This is a genomic window from Celeribacter neptunius, from assembly GCF_900113955.1.
Classification (GTDB): domain Bacteria; phylum Pseudomonadota; class Alphaproteobacteria; order Rhodobacterales; family Rhodobacteraceae; genus Celeribacter; species Celeribacter neptunius.
This window is the reverse complement of sequence record NZ_FORH01000010.1, coordinates 86,964-102,572: the sequence shown is the minus strand read 5'-3', so window position 1 is coordinate 102,572 and position 15,609 is coordinate 86,964. Positions and strand designations below refer to the sequence as shown.

Annotated in this window: 15 protein-coding genes and 1 pseudogene; 8 read left to right on the top strand and 8 right to left on the bottom strand. The window is 59.1% G+C overall.

The annotated features are described in order from the left end of the window. Window positions 1–5 precede the first annotated feature (5 nt). Genes BM151_RS20230 through BM151_RS20220 form a run of 3 tightly spaced genes read left to right on the top strand, consistent with a single transcriptional unit; the run spans window position 6 to window position 3,458 of the window. Window positions 6–1,454 carry a multicopper oxidase family protein gene (locus BM151_RS20230; RefSeq protein ID WP_028095412.1) on the top strand — a complete coding sequence of 483 codons (1,449 nt, stop codon included), beginning with the start codon at window positions 6–8 and terminating at the stop codon, window positions 1,452–1,454. Then, window positions 1,451–2,143, top strand: a complete 693-nt coding sequence (locus BM151_RS20225) for a TVP38/TMEM64 family protein (RefSeq protein WP_028095411.1) — start codon at window positions 1,451–1,453, stop codon at window positions 2,141–2,143. Before BM151_RS20230 ends, BM151_RS20225 begins: the two co-directional genes overlap by 4 nt. After that, window positions 2,136–3,458, top strand: coding sequence for an APC family permease (locus tag BM151_RS20220; protein ID WP_028095410.1), 1,323 nt, complete (start codon window positions 2,136–2,138; stop codon window positions 3,456–3,458). The genes BM151_RS20225 and BM151_RS20220 overlap by 8 nt, the downstream gene beginning before the upstream one ends. Window positions 3,459–3,666: 208 nt before the next feature. Here the strand turns inward: BM151_RS20220 and BM151_RS20215 are convergent, their stop codons facing one another. Further along, a complete protein-coding gene (locus tag BM151_RS20215) occupies window positions 3,667–3,987 on the bottom strand; it encodes a type II toxin-antitoxin system RelE/ParE family toxin (protein ID WP_028095409.1) in 321 nt (106 codons plus the stop codon). 5 nt (window positions 3,988–3,992) lie between these two features. Then, entirely contained in the window at window positions 3,993–4,235 is a 243-nt protein-coding gene (locus tag BM151_RS20210) for a type II toxin-antitoxin system ParD family antitoxin (RefSeq protein ID WP_028095408.1), read from the bottom strand. Between the two features lie 473 nt (window positions 4,236–4,708). Here BM151_RS20210 and BM151_RS20205 point away from each other — a divergent pair, with 473 nt between their 5' ends. Beyond that, the gene (locus BM151_RS20205; protein ID WP_051693628.1) at window positions 4,709–5,362 is read left to right on the top strand and encodes a hypothetical protein; all 654 of its coding nucleotides are present in this window, start codon (window positions 4,709–4,711) and stop codon (window positions 5,360–5,362) included. 236 nt (window positions 5,363–5,598) lie between these two features. After that, window positions 5,599–6,441 carry a hypothetical protein gene (locus tag BM151_RS20200; protein WP_028095406.1) on the top strand — a complete coding sequence of 281 codons (843 nt, stop codon included), beginning with the start codon at window positions 5,599–5,601 and terminating at the stop codon, window positions 6,439–6,441. Between the two features lie 296 nt (window positions 6,442–6,737). Here BM151_RS20200 and BM151_RS20195 read toward each other — a convergent pair whose 3' ends face one another. Then, window positions 6,738–6,947, bottom strand: coding sequence for a hypothetical protein (locus BM151_RS20195; RefSeq protein WP_028095405.1), 210 nt, complete (start codon window positions 6,945–6,947; stop codon window positions 6,738–6,740). A gap of 18 nt (window positions 6,948–6,965) precedes the next feature. Beyond that, window positions 6,966–7,190, bottom strand: a complete 225-nt coding sequence (locus BM151_RS20190) for a DUF2188 domain-containing protein (protein WP_028095404.1) — start codon at window positions 7,188–7,190, stop codon at window positions 6,966–6,968. A gap of 67 nt (window positions 7,191–7,257) precedes the next feature. On the opposite strand from BM151_RS20190, the gene BM151_RS20185 reads away from it, so the two are divergent. Both BM151_RS20185 and BM151_RS20180 read left to right on the top strand, forming a co-directional pair. Continuing rightward, window positions 7,258–8,379 carry a helix-turn-helix domain-containing protein gene (locus BM151_RS20185; protein WP_028095403.1) on the top strand — a complete coding sequence of 374 codons (1,122 nt, stop codon included), beginning with the start codon at window positions 7,258–7,260 and terminating at the stop codon, window positions 8,377–8,379. Continuing rightward, complete coding sequence (locus tag BM151_RS20180) at window positions 8,376–8,882, top strand: PIN domain-containing protein (RefSeq protein ID WP_028095402.1); 507 nt, start codon at window positions 8,376–8,378, stop codon at window positions 8,880–8,882. The genes BM151_RS20185 and BM151_RS20180 overlap by 4 nt, the downstream gene beginning before the upstream one ends. 91 nt (window positions 8,883–8,973) lie before the next feature. Here the strand turns inward: BM151_RS20180 and BM151_RS21905 are convergent. The 4 genes and pseudogenes from BM151_RS21905 to BM151_RS20160 form a co-directional block, all read right to left on the bottom strand. Continuing rightward, window positions 8,974–9,384 (bottom strand): annotated as a pseudogene (locus tag BM151_RS21905) (hypothetical protein); the annotation flags it as partial. A 55-nt stretch (window positions 9,385–9,439) separates the two neighbouring features. Next, window positions 9,440–10,231, bottom strand: coding sequence for a TniQ family protein (locus tag BM151_RS20170; RefSeq protein WP_009808026.1), 792 nt, complete (start codon window positions 10,229–10,231; stop codon window positions 9,440–9,442). Further along, entirely contained in the window at window positions 10,228–11,151 is a 924-nt protein-coding gene (locus BM151_RS20165; protein ID WP_245781275.1) for a TniB family NTP-binding protein, read from the bottom strand. The genes BM151_RS20170 and BM151_RS20165 overlap by 4 nt, the downstream gene beginning before the upstream one ends. Beyond that, complete coding sequence (locus BM151_RS20160) at window positions 11,111–12,745, bottom strand: Mu transposase C-terminal domain-containing protein (RefSeq protein ID WP_028095480.1); 1,635 nt, start codon at window positions 12,743–12,745, stop codon at window positions 11,111–11,113. The genes BM151_RS20165 and BM151_RS20160 overlap by 41 nt, the downstream gene beginning before the upstream one ends. Window positions 12,746–13,087: 342 nt before the next feature. Here BM151_RS20160 and BM151_RS20155 point away from each other — a divergent pair, with 342 nt between their 5' ends. Further along, the gene (locus tag BM151_RS20155) at window positions 13,088–15,595 is read left to right on the top strand and encodes a heavy metal translocating P-type ATPase (protein WP_054540801.1); all 2,508 of its coding nucleotides are present in this window, start codon (window positions 13,088–13,090) and stop codon (window positions 15,593–15,595) included. The last annotated feature ends 14 nt before the right edge of the window (window positions 15,596–15,609 follow it).

Below are 15,609 nucleotides of genomic sequence, written 5' to 3'. Positions count from 1 at the left end.
ATACCATGACCAATCGTAGAGCCTTCATCGCCGGCTTGGCTGGCCTGCCGTTTGCCACAGGTCCGCTGGCGGCCATCGCACAGGAGAGTGTCAGGGCGTTGGCTATGCCACCATTGCTCGACGCAACCCGCGATCGGCATTTCCGTCTGACTGCCCAAAAGGGCAAGACCGATTTTACAGGACTGGGCGGCGGCGAAACCTGGGGGTTCAACCAATCCTTTTTGGGGCCTACACTACGTCTTCCCGCAGGAGCTTCGACGCAAGCACAGATCGACAATACGCTGTCAGAGAAAATCTCGGTGCACTGGCACGGTATGCTGATACCCGGCGAAGTTGACGGCGGCCCACACCAGACGATTGAACCGGGCACGACTTGGTCTCCCGAACTGGATCTGACACAACCACCCGCTACTCTTTGGTACCACTCGCACGTTCATGGCGACACCGGACGACAAGTTCAAAGGGGATTGGCCGGTGTGATCCACGTTGATGACGGTCGGGACGATGCTCGGGGTCTCCCGATCTCATACGGCGTCGATGATTTGACATTGGTTCTGCAAGACCGCCGGTTCGACCGGCAGGGCCGCATCGATTATGGCCTGTCTATGCCAGATCAGATGATGGGTTTCATGGGAAATGTCATTCTTGTTAACGGTCAGCTAGGCACCCAGGCTGTCGTCCCTCGCGGTATTGTCCGTTTGCGCTTGCTCAACGGCTCGAACGCGAGGATTTATCCCCTATCGTTTTCTGACCGTCGCGAGATGCACCTCATCGCGACGGACAGTGGCTATCTTAATCAACCTGTCGCAATTGAGTCCCTCGTGATCGCTCCCGGCGAACGATACGAAGTCCTCGTCGATTTTTCGGGAGGAGAGGCTGGCACGCTGGTATCCTCTGCAAATCCCAATCAGATGATGGGTGGGATGATGGGCGGCGCGAGCACTGCTGGGGGGAGCTTCGTAGTTCTACCCTTTGGTGTGGATGTGAGACTTCCTGCCCGCATTCTGGAAATACCCGCCGACTTGGGCGGCGTCCTGCCTGACAGTGAGGCCCGATCAGTCAATACACGTCAGATCACACTCGATATGCCAATGGGGATGGGCATGATGATGCGTAGGTCGAATGATCGGTTTGCGATCAATGGGCAGTCCTTCGACATGGGGAGGATAGACTTGTCTCTTTCGAAGGGGGCGACCGAGATTTGGCAAGTCTCCTCAAACATGATGATGCACCCGTTTCATGTTCATGGCGTGAGGTTTCAGGTGCTCGCCGAAAACGGAAAGAAACCAAGCATACAAAATTCTGGCTGGAAGGATACCGTGCTCGTAAATGGCCGTGTCGATATCCTGGTCAGCTTTGAGCAGACGGCAGATCGCGCCAATCCCTTCATGTATCACTGTCACATCCTTGAACACGAAGATGGAGGAATGATGGCGCAGTTCACGGTCACATGATCGTGCAAGCATGGGGATATGGTCGCCTGATTGGTTGTTTGGCGATAGCAACTGTTCTGTCTCTTGCAGTTTTCGGCCTTTTTTCGGGCACGGTTTCTCTGAGCAATCTTGGGGTCGCCTTTTCACAGGCTGAAGTGCAGCGCCATATTGAAAATGCCGGAGCCGTTGGCCCCCTCGCGGTTATTGCACTCATGGCCCTCGCGATTGTCGCAAGCCCCATACCGAGCGCACCAATCGCACTAGCCGCCGGGGCTGCATTTGGCCACTATCTCGGAGCCGCCTACGTAGCCATAGGCTCGGAGCTCGGTGCTACAATCGCATTTGTCATCGCGCGAAAACTCGGTCGAAGCACAGTTCGGCGTTTTTTGGGTAAATATTCAGAGTTCGGGCTGTTGGGGTCGCAAAAGGCTCTGATGTTATCAGTGTTTGCGTCCCGCCTGCTTCCATTCGTTTCTTTCGATGCAATCAGCTATGTTGCGGGCTTGAGCCAACTTCATCTATGGCGCTTCATGCTGGCAACTTTTGCCGGGATTTTGCCGGCGAGTTTTGTTCTTGCCCATTTTGGAGCTGTGGCCATGTCAGGGGATTGGGGAACGGCTGAATGGATCACGATAGGACTTGGGGTTGTGACAGCACTGCCTTTTGTCTTTTTGACCCTCAAAAATAGAAAGCAGATCGACGATGAATAGCGACTATAAAGCGGGCAGCATTTCTCTTTGGGATGCCGTCGCCATGGGGACTGGTGTCATGATTGGCGCCGGAATTCTGGCACTCACAGGCCAAATTGCGGAACTGGCCGGCCCTACCTTTCCACTTGTGTTCATCGTTGGAGCCATCGTTACAGCCTTCAGCGCTTACACTTACATAAGAATGTCCAATGCCTACCCGTCAGCTGGCGGAATTGGAATGATCCTGCAAAAGGCCTATGGACCAACCGCCGTAGCCGCTGCAGCGGCTTTGCTTATGGCTCTGTCAATGGTCATTAACGAAAGCCTAGTCGCACGGACCTTCGCAAACTATTTGCTCCGTGGACTGGGCATTGCACCAGATGGCTTACTGGTTCCGGCAATAGGCGTTGCTCTCATTATCGCAGCCTATGTCGTCAACATCTCGGGCAACCGCTCTGTAGGCTGGATTTCCCAATTGCTCGCCGTACTGAAAGTTGGCGGTATCACTCTGTTTGGGATCTCTGCGCTTTGGGCCGGCGGGTTTACTTTTGGCACAACAGGAGATGGAACAGCTTCACAGGGTCTCAGTGGATTTGTTGGTGCCACAGCGTTGGCAATTCTGGCATTCAAAGGGTTCACGACAATCACCAACAGCGGCGCCGAGATAGTGGACCCACACCGCAACATCGGACGCGCGATCATCATTTCATTGGCGGTCTGCGTAGTGGTGTATCTCTTGGTAGCATTTGCGGTGGGAAGCAGCTTGCCGCTTGGCAAGATCGTCGAAGCAAAAGACTATGCGCTCGCGGAAGCGGCAGCACCGTCCCTTGGGGAAACGGGCTTCTATCTGACCGTCGCGCTCGCTTTGATCGCAACTGCATCAGGCGTGATTGCCAGCATCTTTGCGGTATCTCGTATGTTGGCAATGCTGACAGAGATGAAATTGATCCCGCACAGTCATTTTGGGATGTCAGGCGGAGTCCGCGACCATACACTGATCTACACAGTAGTGATTGCGAGCCTGCTGACCATTCTCTTCGACGTTAGCCGAATAGCTTCTATGGGGGCCTTCTTTTACCTTGTAATGGATATGGTTATTCACTGGGGAGTGTACCGAAACCTTAGGGCCGAGCTTTCTGCGCATGGATGGATCATGTTGACTGCAATCGGTCTCGACGCGATCGTGCTTGTCGTATTCGCTTCACTAAAGTGGCAGAGCGATCCAATGATTGTAGTGGTCGCATTCGCGATCATGGCTTGTGTATTGATCTTTGAGCATTGGTTTCTTCAGCGCACAAAAACCGAGCCACATCAACATGATCACAATGGGAATTGAGTGCTCGCGTGATGACCAGGTATCGAAGCAGTAATTCTTAGCGCTTCCAACATTCAAATTGGTCGGGTTTGAGCGATTTTGAGATCCACTTTGCCGATGTGTAGGACTACTTCCGTTGCCTCAATGCCGGGCGCCAACGCGCGTTTCACGAGGTCAGTGAAGACTATGGAAGACTGGTCGAGCCATTGAAATGAGGAAACGCAAGAGCTTAACCGCCGTCGAGACCCTCGTAGTAGACGAGCGCGGGCATGTTGCGGCGCTGGTGCACGATGCGCAGGATGACTGCCGCCCCATCCGCGGCATCTAGCCGCTTGTAGAAGATCACGTGACGTTGGCAGTTGACGGACCGCATCCCCGGAACGAAGAGACTCCTGTCCCGACCCCGGTCGGGATCCCCGGTGATCTGCTCGAAGGCGTTAACCAACTGGCGGTAATAGACGAGCCATTGATCCCTACCCCAAGTTTCGACGGTGTAGGCACGGATCTCTTCAAGGTCGGCCCTGGCCCGACCGGAAAGCCGAATAGTCATGTGGGTCAGCGATCAAACGCATCCGGTTCGAAGGCATGAGCATCGAACTCGGCGAAATCCCCATTTTCGGCCAGGGAGGCTGCTTCCTCTAGGTCGGCCTTGAGGGAATAGAACTGCCGGGCGCCATCCTTCTCCATCAGCATCCTTACGCCGGCGCGCACGACTTCGCTCAGATTGGCGTAGGCGCCGGACTCGATCTGCGCCTGCACATATTTCTGCATCGGTTCGGTCAGGTGGACGTTTGGCATCAGACTCTCCTATCCATGCTCAATCGTATCAGATACTGACATAGATATTCAAGCTCATGCTCGATCCCAACTTGGGCCCCAAATCGGCTCGCTGGCTGCTCCCGCCCTTCTGATCCCGGATTCCATGCGGAGAGCCGGGCCCGGCAGTTTCCCGATACAGCCCTTCCCGAGGCCACGAGCGCTGCGCCACGCGGTTTGGAGGGCTCATTCGATCTGTCCTTCCGTGACCACTTTCGCGGCCACATTGGAACACCCAATTTCCCCTTTGTAACAGACGTTTGTTTAGCAGCTAACGTGAAAGGGGTCCGCAATTTTGGCCACTTTCAAGACGCAGAAGCAGCCAGAACCGGCGTCAGATCTTGGAAGCGGTCAAGCGACACAAGCGAACAGTCGCAAGCAACCATCAATCAAATCTTCTTGCTATCATTAATGTTGTTTCGTATCGCTGCACCATTATAGATGGAGTCGGCATCATGAAGCACGTGATCCACAGCGTGGCAACAGCCACGGCACTAACCATATCCGGACTAATGGCCTCGTCAGGTCCGGCTCAAGCCTATCAGGTCGACTGTGCAATCCTCCTCTGCCTTGCGGGCGGCTGGCCTGCCTCCGCGCCCTGCGCGCATGCCAGAGCGGTCTTCATTCGGCGGATCACACCATGGCCGATCGAGCCGCCCTTACAAATCTGGCGGTGTCCGATGGGTGTGTCGTTCAACGATCCCAGCCCGATGTCGCCTATGGAACGCCTTAATGACACCACGTTCCGCGATCCGCCCGAACCGCAGGAATCGACTCCGATACCCCTTGTTCACGTCCAAGCAGATGAGCAAGCTGACATCGACATCTCAGGCGACGCCTTTGATTTCGTGCGCAGCATACGGGTCTATCACATCCAGTACCGCCAGCATGAAAACCGAGATGGCGACTGCAATCGCAGCGACTCGACGCGATTGGGGTCCTACGGCGTGCAGGGCGACTACCGATGGACAAGATCCACCGTGGGCCAGGTGCCAGCCGCATCCGGCCTGAGCATCCCGAATGGATGTGGCAGCTACTTCTACCGTTCCGTCTTCGTCGACTGGCGTGATCACGCCGGGAACTATGGTTCTGAAGAAGTTCGCTACTGACAAAATCTGCGCGCGGTTTTGCCGCGCGCGTCATCTCAACCCCGCACGTAAGGCTGTGCAAAACCCCCGAAAAGGAGACGACGCCAGACCGTGAAGCCTGACGCCGTGCTAGAAAACTCCGTGAACAAGAGTTTCCTAGCGCACCGCTAAAACACCTGCAACCAGCAAAGTTGTTTTGCTGGCAAGAATGTTGTTGTCTCACGACATGGCGTCGGTTCTCCAAGGAGACCTCGACCATGGAACCTACGACCGGCCTGATCCTGCGACGGATCACGCAGACAAATCTCTCTGTTGCAGCGCACAAGCTTGCTACCCTCATCCTCGATGCCATCGCCTGGAAGGATGGCTACAACGGTTTGTCGCGCGGAACGGCAGCCTTCACCCTCTCTGCCCTAGCGGAGAGGATGGGTGTTTCACGACAATATCTTTCGGTTCTTTTGAGCGAACTTGAGACGTCGGAGTTGCAGCTCGAGCGGGCGAAGCCGAATGGCAAGTTCGCGCCCTGGATCTTTCGGTTTTCCGCCTTCGACAAGGAGAGTGAACCCCATGATCTCGTGTCAGGTGAAGACGACACATCACTATCTAGAGATAATAATAACAAAACTATCTTCTCAGGGCTGATCGATATCACCGCGAGTTCGAACGTTTTTCAGACCAGTTGGGCAGAGCTCATCAAAGCGGCGAAGGCCACGTTGCCCTGCTGGAACATCGACACCCAGGTCATCTGGGATCGCTTCCTCGCCTTCAACCGATCCCGAGGCAACGGCAGGGTGCCGGCCGGCTTCCTGCTTGGCTTCATGCGCCGATGGCGAAATTCGTGGGGAACTCCAACTTGTCCCGCGGTCAAGCCGCCCGCGAGACCAATAACGGATCCCAAAGAGCGCGAATTGCTGAGACAGATGCAAGCCGCACCAACTGCGAACCGCCAGTTCCACGCGTCCGACTTGTGTCGCTTGATCGGACACGCTGCCTACGAAGCGCGGGTACTCGATGTGATCCGCAAGTTTGGGTGCCAGAGGTTTTCAGCAACTTTGGCGGTGCACGGACGGGCGGTGTTTGCTGGCGAGATTGCGCGGTGACTTTCACTCAGTTGGCCAATCAAGCTCGACTTCAGCCAGATTGTGGGCGCAATAGCCGGTGTGGTCGCGCAGTGAGTTCTTGAAGCACTGCATCGGCTTGAAGCCATGTGCCTTCCTATCCGAGGGGCCGAAGCCGGAAGGGATGGCCTGAATGTCGTATGAACGGCGGTTGCCTGAGAAAGGACTCCCGTCTCCCGCTACAAGCGGCGGTTCAGCGACCGGAGTTGATGATTGCCAGCCGAAGGGGCAATCCAGTTGGGGAGGTGAAGTCGCTGTGGGCGGCTTCGACGGCCACGTCAGCGCAGCCGCTTCTTCATGCGCTCGATCTGCTCGGGCGAGCCCTCGAAGCTGTAGCCTTCGCGGGTCTTCTTCATCCGCACGCCGGGACCGGCAGCCTTCTTGAGGCTGTCTTCAACGTGCTTCTCCATGCTGCGCGTCAGCTCACGCTGAAGCTGGGCGGCAGAGGCGATCTTGCGGCCATTGAACCGCATTTCGATGCGAGCCATCGCGTCGTTCCTTTTCTGTTAGCCCTTCGGAGGGAAGGGATCGTTGCCGTAGGTGTTACGCTCGCGGATGCGACCGTTCTCGCCGTGGATCAGCATCTCGCTGCCCTGGCGCATGGCGGATTCTCGCGCGGCCGCGATGGCCTCGCGCTGCGTGCCATGGACGGAAGACGCGCGGGAGTTGCCCGCCCCCTTCACTGCCCAACCGCCCTGATGCGGCACAACATGCTGATTTTTCTTAGACATTTTAAGCTCCATATGTCGATTTCGGTTGACGATTCTGCCAACCTTGTGTTTAAATATAGATTAGGAAATGGCGCTTATCAACCAAAACAACAACCGCCGGGAGAGGACCATGTTCGGACAAAGGCTCAGGCTTGCCCGCAAGCGGGCTGGCCTATCCATGCAAGCTCTCGCCGACCGCGTGACCCCAAGCGTGTCGGCGCAGGCCATCAGCAAATACGAAGCGGACAAGATGATGCCGTCCTCGTCGGTGTTGGTCGGCCTCGGAAAGGCGCTCGGCGTGTCGCTGGATTTTCTTGTCGGTGGCCAGGTCGAAGCTCTGGAAAGCGTCGAGTGGCGGAAGAACTCGACTGCCTCGGCGCAGGATCGCGCGATGGCGGAAGCCATCGTGATCGAGAAGCTCGAAGACTATCTCGCCATCGAGGACATCCTCGACCTGCATCCGGCTGAAGACCCGTTCGCCGCGCTGCGCGTGGACATGGTAGCCGATGAAGAGGCCATCGACGCCAAAGCGCGGGACGTGCGGCGCGAGTGGAAGCTCGGGATCGACCCCATCCCAAGCATGACCGCCCTGCTCGAAGACAAGGGGCTCAAGGTCATCGAGGCCGATCTACCTGAGCGCATCAACGGGCTGGCTTGTCATGTTGAGCGGGCGGAAGGTGCACCGACTGAGGTGATCGTCGTCTCGCGGCACACCAACGTCGAGCGCAAGCGCTTCAACCTCGCCCATGAGCTCGCGCATCGGATCATCATCGAGACCGGCAATGTCGCGCTGAAAAAGGAGCCGTCCATGCACCGCTTCGCGGGGGCGTTTCTTATCCCGCGCGAGCATCTGGAAGAGGAAGCTGGCCGGAACCGGCACGGCATGACCTGGATAGAGATCATGCGGCTCAAGCGCACCTACGGAGTCTCTGCCGCCGCGATGCTCGTGCGGCTCGGCCAAGTGGGCATTCTGTCGAAGAGCGCTGTGGAATATGCGTTCAAGACCTATGCGCGAAGCTGGCGGCGCGAAGAGCCGGAGCCTATCGGTCCCGGTGAGGGTTTCGCGGCCTTCGAGAAGCCGCAACGCTTCGAGCGCCTCGTTTGGCGCGCGCTCGGCGAGGAGTTGATTTCGCCTGTTCGCGCTGCCCAGATGCTCGGGCTCCCTTTGAGCGTTGTCGAACGTGACATCAGGGGGCCGCGTGACCAGTGACCTGTATCGTCGTCAATGATGCGTCCTGCCTGATCGACCTGAAGAAGGGAGAGTTGCTGCACGTCCTGCTGCGGCTGCCCTATCGGTTCATCGTGCCCCTGCCCATCCGTGAGGAGGAGCTCCTCGACTTCACGGCGCAGGAATGGCGGATGCTCGAAGATGGTGGCCTTGCCACCTATGATCTGCCGGGCGAAGAGGTCGCGCGGGTTTTCGCACTGAAGCGGGAACATAGCCGCTTGTCGGCCAACGACTGCTTCGCCCTCGTGACGACAACCTGCCAGGAGAACGGTATCCTCCTGACCGGCGACAACCTGCTGCGCAAGGTGGCCACCGCCCGCGCCGTGCGCGTTCATGGCGTACTCTGGATCATTGACGAACTGCACGCGGCCGGTGTCTGCGAGGTCGAGCTTCTCATCTCCGCGCTGCAGGTCTGGCGCGCGGATGATGCTGTCTTCCTGCCCGTGGCTGAGATCGACAAGCGGCTGCGCCGTCTCAGCGCATAGCTGCAGAGATTGCCGATCATCTCACCTTCTGGGCATAGGTCTATGGAGGACAGAAGTGCGTCAAGGAATTCGGAAATCCCATCAGCAGCATTCAGTTCGCGGTGCACCACATCCGATAGCGCCCTTGTCTCGTTACCTCACGGATTAGCCCTCGCGCTTCCATCCAAGCAAGGTTGCGCTGAACGGCAGTTCGACTGGCGCCTGTAATGGCCTCGGCCATTGGCGCAGAAACGAGTGGCCATTCCGTAAGTGTGGCGAGCAGCGCCGGAGGGGTCTTACCCGAGAGCGGCGACATTTCGGTTTCTGCCCGCACAAACCAAGACTCAATGTCATCTAGGTAACGCATCGCAGTCAGGCACGACGTCGCCATTCCCTCAAGCCAGCGAGCGAGGCGATCGACCGGCGGGCCACTAACACGGAGCCCCCCTGCCCCGCCCATGGCGAGCGGTGCGAAGATGGCGCCGCTTCCATCGCTGGCCGCGATCCTGGACGCGGTGACGGCGTGTCGCGTTGCCCTTAAATCTGAGACACGACGCGTTCGGGGATATTTTTTGCCCTTAATTATGAGATTCCACTGCCATCGCGCCTATGCTTTTCGCGCGCTGCCGGGCGATGTAATCGACCGCGGCAAGCAGACGTGGCTCCTTATCGAAGGCGCGCAATAGAGCAACCCTTGCATAGTCGTCGATGCCGGAGCTTGAGATGGCCGCTTTGACCAGTGGACGGGATTGGGCTGCATCAATTGCAGCAAGGCAAAACAGCCTTACTTCCAGCCTGTGGCCCTGAAGAGCGTGTAACGGATCTCCGCGGAAGGCCTTTAATGATATGGCAAAGGTGACCGCGCGCATTGCGCGCCGAAGTTGCTTGGAGCTGCGTAATCGCGCGGCGTATTCAAGCCGCGCGGCGCCGTTGCGCGCACGATTTATCAGCTTTTCGGGCATCTGTTCGCCACTGGCCTTGCCGAGCGTCGGTACAAGTCTCGTCCCACAAACCTGGCAGTCGAATGCCCAGGCTCGCCTCCAATGCTTGAGCGAAAGGCCCTCTCTGGAGCATTGCAGGCAATGCTGGAATGGTATCTGGGCCGTCAGCGAGGCTTCTCGTGTCGCCATTGCTGGGAAGGTCAAAGATCGCACAACATCTGGGTCAATCCGTGCGGCGTTGGCAATCTTCGCCGCCGCTGCCGCGTCGATGTTGAAGTCCAAGGACGTGCCATGAGTTGTATCGATTTCGATATGGGCCAGCAGTTCCGCATCATCACAGTAGTTGGCCGCCGCCAGCCGAGACAACCAACCTGACAACAACTCGTCTGGCAGCGGCGCGACAGTCTTGGGCAGCGGGTGCGGCTTCACACCCCGGACTTCTCGAGCCGCCGATGGGGGTTCGCATGGCGCGACCAAACCGGCGTCCATTTTACGATTGCGTCATCGGTGATGCATTCATCACCTGTTACAATGGCGTCGATGGAAAGATCCTTGATCAGGGCGAAAATGCGCGAGGTCACCCCACCGGTCAGTGCAAGTATCTGCTTGAGTGACTTGACCTTCAGGTTGGACTTCTTTTCCAGTGGCATGGCAGCAATAAGGGTCTGGATCATGTCCGAGAACTCGGCATCGTCGCGCCAGTTTGGCAAGTGATGTTCGTCCAGCCGTCGGGCAAGCTGGATATCACCACGGATGGCGTCGACGGCCTCGCTGACCCCAAGACAGACCAGTGACACCTCGAGCTCATTGCTGAGATAACGAAGAACATTGAGAAAGCGTCGCTGTTCGCGGTGGGTCCCGGCCAAGAGGTTGTGGACCTCGTCGATCATGATCATCCGCAGGCCAAGGTCGCGCAAAAGCGCAATAACACGGACTTCGAGGGAGGCCACATTTTGAGCGCGCGCGCCCAGTGCCGTGGCCGGTGCCCCGACGGACGCCAGGATGTGCAGATAGAACCGCCGTTCGTCGGGAGCTGGCGGTGCTTGTAACAGCAAGAGCGGCGTTCGCGTAATTCCCGATGCTGGGTCATATTCCGGTGCATATCTGCGCGACAGGTTGCGGGCGATCATCGTCTTGCCGATCCCAGACGCGCCATGCACAAGAAGGCCAGGCATACGGGTTTGCCTTGGCGCTTCGATCATACCCTGCAAACGGTCCAGAACTTGTTCGGCCCGCGGAAAGCCAATCCAGATATCCGATTGAATGAGGGCGATCCGACCGTCTTCCTCTGTTGTCCCTGCCCTCAATTCACCATCTCTCCACTTTGAACAATGGGCGCGATGTATCACCCGTGTCGATCGGGCGCAGCCTTTCGGTTTTCGAGACAGCCGAGTTGGTGCCCTCCAATGTCCCTTTTCTTTCACGGGATCGGCGTTCGGCCTTCGTTAGGCCCCGGCTTTCAAACTCGATCTGGCGTTGCTGTCGGATCAGCTCAGCCAGGACCAGCTCATTGGACCCGGATTTGCCAAGGGCACGGGCCTTCCTCATGGCTTCGCGATATTCCCAGAGCGGCACGGGCGGAATTTCCAAGTTTCTGTAACGCGCCTCAACATATCGGCCATCGTCCAATTCGACCCAGATCATTGAGATATCGCGAGGGTCGTAGCGAACGACCACCTTCCCATCCCCGCGCCCAATGTGGCCTGCAAGCGCATCCGACCAGTACCGTATCTGGAACAGATGGATGCCGTCACGCCTGACCTTGCGCAGTTCGCTCGGCAAGAAGCTCACCCGAAAGGCTTCCATCTCGAAGGGGATGTCGCCCATCATTTCCTCTGAGAGCACCTCCCATTTGGCGACGGGCGTACAGCCAAGACTTGAATGAATGCTGTTGTTGTAGCGGCAGATTTCCAGGGCAAACCAGCGATCAAATTCGCCTAAAGTCATCGCGGCCATGCCTTCGGCATCGTAGTCGCCCTTGGCCACGACCGAGGATTGCGTTGTTCCAGGCAACAGGTGCACGGCCCCCATCATCGTGCCGATCAATCGTTCGATGTGCCCTCCGAAATGAGGACTGCCTGGCGGCCGATAGACCAGATCGATCCCCCATTCCGCACATGCCGACCGAAAGGCATGCGACCGGAAATCGCGCCCGTTATCGACGTGGATGCTATGTGGTTTACCCTGCGCGGGCCAAGGAACATTGCACACCAATTCCGCCAGAAGTTCCGCCTTGGGGGCCACAGCCTGTGTCAGGCAAAGCGCCACCGACAGACGCGAAGGAGCCTCGAGAGAGGTGTAATATCCGGTCACCATCCGCGTTGCGACGTCGATCGCCAGCGTGACCCAAGGCCGCCCAATTGGTTGGCGTTCAAAACTGTCGACGAGAATGATGTCCGCAGGCGTATGGTCGATTTGCACGACCTCCAGTGGCCGGTTTGCCTTGTTGTCGCCTACGACCGGCGCAAATTTCTGGCGGGCCGCCTTTGCGCCTTCGCGTGCCTTGGCAATTGCGCGGGCGTCCATTGCATCCAGCCTGCGCTGAACCGTCCGACGCGTCGGCGGTTGCAAGCCCTCCTGCCAGCAAGCGCTGCGGATTTCTGTCACGACGCGCGACAAGCTCGAACGCTCCCGGCGCAAGAAATAGCGGCGAAGGTGCTCCTCGATTACCGCTTCGACTTTGCTGGATATTAACATCGTCCCGGTCGGGCGGCCCCGTTTCCGCGGAGCCAGAGCGCTGGTGCGCCCACCCTCTTCCGCCAACCGTTTTATCCAACGCCAGACCGTCGCCCTGCTGACACCAAGCTCCCAAACGGCGTCATTGATGCCACGTTCCAGGCTGCCAGTCCCATTGAGATATGCCTGAACAAGAGGGCGCAGCACCGCGGCCCTGCGCGCCTCTTCAGCACCAACGGCAACGGAGTCTTCGCCATCATCATTCATCGATATTTGCCGCAAATGTCTGTGAACCCTGTCTCAGGCTTAAGGGCAAAAATATCAGAATTAAAGGCAAAATCTCATATTTAAGGGCAAAGATCAGCCGTTGATTTCGTTGGATTTCCCATCTCACAATTAAGGGCTACGCGACATCTATCGACGCGGTGCAATGTCCGCAGTTCATGTCCGGCACGCTGAACCTGATCATCACGATCTCCTTCTTACTGCTGCCATCTAGGCCGTCCCCCTATGGGAAGGTCAATGCCCGAAAAAATTCCTCGATGCATCTGTTGACCTTCCAGCGAATGGAACCCTTATCTCTCGGAGGACCAGGATCAGGAGTCACCCATGTCGGATTCGCATACCCTTCGACTTTCCCTGCAGAACATGTCCTGCGCCTCTTGCGTCGGGCGGGTGGAGCGTGGGCTTTCCGGCCTGCCGGGCGTCAGCGACGTTCGAGTCAACCTCGCCAGCGAAACCGCTCAGGCGCAGATCGACGCGCCAGAGCGCATTTCGAACATCGTCGAAAAGCTGGAAGAGATTGGCTATCCGGCCCGTAAGCAGAGCACTCGCCTGAACGTGGCCTCCATGTCCTGCGCGTCCTGCGTCGGTCGGGTGGACAAGGCTTTGGCGGCGATGCCAGGCGTGCTGGCCGTGAACGTCAATCTGGCCTCGGAAACTGCGACGGTAACGTATCTCGAAGGCGCGGTTGCGGTTGCAGACCTGCTGAAGGCGGCGGGTGACGCAGGCTATCCCGCGACCTTGCCGCAGGACAGAGAGGCGGAAGACACGAGTGTCCGGAAGGATGAAGAGGCGCGGATGCTGGCCCGCAGGACCGCCCTGGCGGCGGCCCTCACCCTGCCGGTGTTTCTGCTGGAAATGGGCGCGCATCTGATCCCCGGCATGCATGGTCTGATCGGCGACACGATCGGCCATCGAGCAAGCTGGCTGATCCAGTTCGTCCTGACCACGGTGGTTCTGCTCTGGCCGGGGCGCAGCTTCTACACGCGCGGGTTTCCAGCCCTGCTCAAGCGTGCGCCGGACATGAACAGCCTTGTCGCGGTCGGCACTTCTGCCGCCTATCTCTATTCTCTCGTGGCGCTATTCGCGCCCGCGCTGCTGCCCGAACGGTCGCGTGCCGTCTATTTCGAGGCGGCGGCGGTCATCATCGTGCTAATCCTGCTGGGCCGGTGGCTGGAGGCGCGCGCCAAGGGCCGCACCGGCGCAGCGATCCAGAAGCTGCTGGGCCTTCAGGCCAAGACCGCCCGCGTGCTGGTGGACGGAGAGCCTGAGGACGTGGCCATCGAGCGCATCGCCGCGGGCGACATCCTGCTCGTGCGCCCCGGAGAGCGGATTGCCGTGGACGGTGAAGTGACCGAAGGCAGCGCCCGCGTCGATGAGAGCATGATCACCGGCGAGCCGGTGCCTGTCGCCAAGTTGGTGGGCGATCCCGTCACCGGCGGGACCGTCAACGGTTCCGGTGCCTTCCAGTTCCGTGCGACACGCGTGGGAGCGGATACGACGCTGGCGCAAATCATCCGCATGGTCGAAGAGGCGCAGAGCGCCAAGCTGCCGATCCAGGGGCTGGTCGACCGGATCACCCTGTTGTTCGTGCCGGCGGTCATGGCGCTGGCGCTGCTTACGGTTATCGTCTGGCTGCTGGTCGGCCCCTCGCCCGCCCTGTCCTATGCCCTCGTTGCGGGTGTATCCGTGCTGATCATCGCATGCCCTTGCGCGATGGGGCTGGCCACGCCGACCTCGATCATGGTCGGCACCGGCCGTGCCGCTGAAATGGGCGTGCTGTTCCGCAAGGGCGATGCGCTGCAACAGCTTTCGACAGTGGATGTGGTGGCGCTGGACAAGACCGGCACGGTGACCGAAGGGCGCCCCGAACTGACCGATCTGGTGCTGGCCGACGGCTTTGAACGGGCCGAGGTGCTGGCCCTGGTCGCGGCGGTCGAGGCGCAGTCGGAACACCCTATCGCCGAGGCCATTCTGCGGGCGGCGGAAGCCGAGACGGTCACTCGACACGACGCGCGGAACTTCACCTCCATCACGGGCCACGGTGTCCGGGCCGAGGTCGCAGGCCGCGACGTGCTGGTGGGGGCCGACCGTCTGATGACGCGCGAAGGGGTGGACATCGGCGCGTTGGCCGACGCCGAGCGCCGCCTGGCTGAACAGGGCCGCACCGCGCTTTATGCCGCCATCGACGGGCGGGTGGCCGCCGTCATCGCCGTGGCCGATCCGGTAAAGCCGTCCAGCGCGGCGGCCATCCGGGCGTTGCACGATCTGGGCCTGAAGGTCGCCATGATCACCGGCGACAAGCGAGAGACGGCAGAGGCCATCGGCCGCGAGACCGGCATCGACCATGTGATCGCGGGCGTGCTGCCCGATGGCAAGGTGGCGGCATTGGACGATCTGCGCGGCCCGAGCCAGCACATCGCCTTTGTAGGCGACGGCATCAACGATGCGCCCGCGCTTGCTCATGCGGACGTGGGCATCAGCATTGGCACCGGCACCGACGTCGCCATCGAATCCGCCGATGTGGTGCTAATGTCGGGCGATTTGCGCGGCGTGGTCAACGCGCTGGAAGTGTCGCGGCGTACGATGCGCAACATCAGCCAGAACCTGTTCTGGGCCTTCGGCTATAACGTGGCCCTCATTCCGGTGGCGGCGGGGCTGCTCTACCCGGTGTCGGGCCTGCTGCTGTCGCCGGTGCTGGCGGCTGGGGCAATGGCGCTCAGCTCGGTCTTCGTACTGACGAACGCGCTGCGCCTGCGCCGCGTCCGCCCGGCGATGCAGGAACAGGCGCAACCCGGCTCTGCCGCCAACCTGTCACCAGTCCCGGCTGAATAAGCTCAAGGAGGAAA

Excerpts from the sequence above, each read along its gene's own strand:
- BM151_RS20230 (WP_028095412.1), top strand. The coding sequence starts at position 6 with ATGACCAATCGTAGAGCCTTCATCGCCGGCTTGGCTGGCCTGCCGTTT.
- BM151_RS20225 (WP_028095411.1), top strand. The coding sequence starts at position 1,451 with ATGATCGTGCAAGCATGGGGATATGGTCGCCTGATTGGTTGTTTGGCG.
- BM151_RS20220 (WP_028095410.1), top strand. The coding sequence starts at position 2,136 with ATGAATAGCGACTATAAAGCGGGCAGCATTTCTCTTTGGGATGCCGTC.
- BM151_RS20215 (WP_028095409.1), bottom strand. The coding sequence starts at position 3,987 with ATGACTATTCGGCTTTCCGGTCGGGCCAGGGCCGACCTTGAAGAGATC.
- BM151_RS20210 (WP_028095408.1), bottom strand. The coding sequence starts at position 4,235 with ATGCCAAACGTCCACCTGACCGAACCGATGCAGAAATATGTGCAGGCG.
- BM151_RS20205 (WP_051693628.1), top strand. The coding sequence starts at position 4,709 with ATGAAGCACGTGATCCACAGCGTGGCAACAGCCACGGCACTAACCATA.
- BM151_RS20200 (WP_028095406.1), top strand. The coding sequence starts at position 5,599 with ATGGAACCTACGACCGGCCTGATCCTGCGACGGATCACGCAGACAAAT.
- BM151_RS20195 (WP_028095405.1), bottom strand. The coding sequence starts at position 6,947 with ATGGCTCGCATCGAAATGCGGTTCAATGGCCGCAAGATCGCCTCTGCC.
- BM151_RS20190 (WP_028095404.1), bottom strand. The coding sequence starts at position 7,190 with ATGTCTAAGAAAAATCAGCATGTTGTGCCGCATCAGGGCGGTTGGGCA.
- BM151_RS20185 (WP_028095403.1), top strand. The coding sequence starts at position 7,258 with ATGGCGCTTATCAACCAAAACAACAACCGCCGGGAGAGGACCATGTTC.
- BM151_RS20160 (WP_028095480.1), bottom strand. The coding sequence starts at position 12,745 with ATGAATGATGATGGCGAAGACTCCGTTGCCGTTGGTGCTGAAGAGGCG.
- BM151_RS20155 (WP_054540801.1), top strand. The coding sequence starts at position 13,088 with ATGTCGGATTCGCATACCCTTCGACTTTCCCTGCAGAACATGTCCTGC.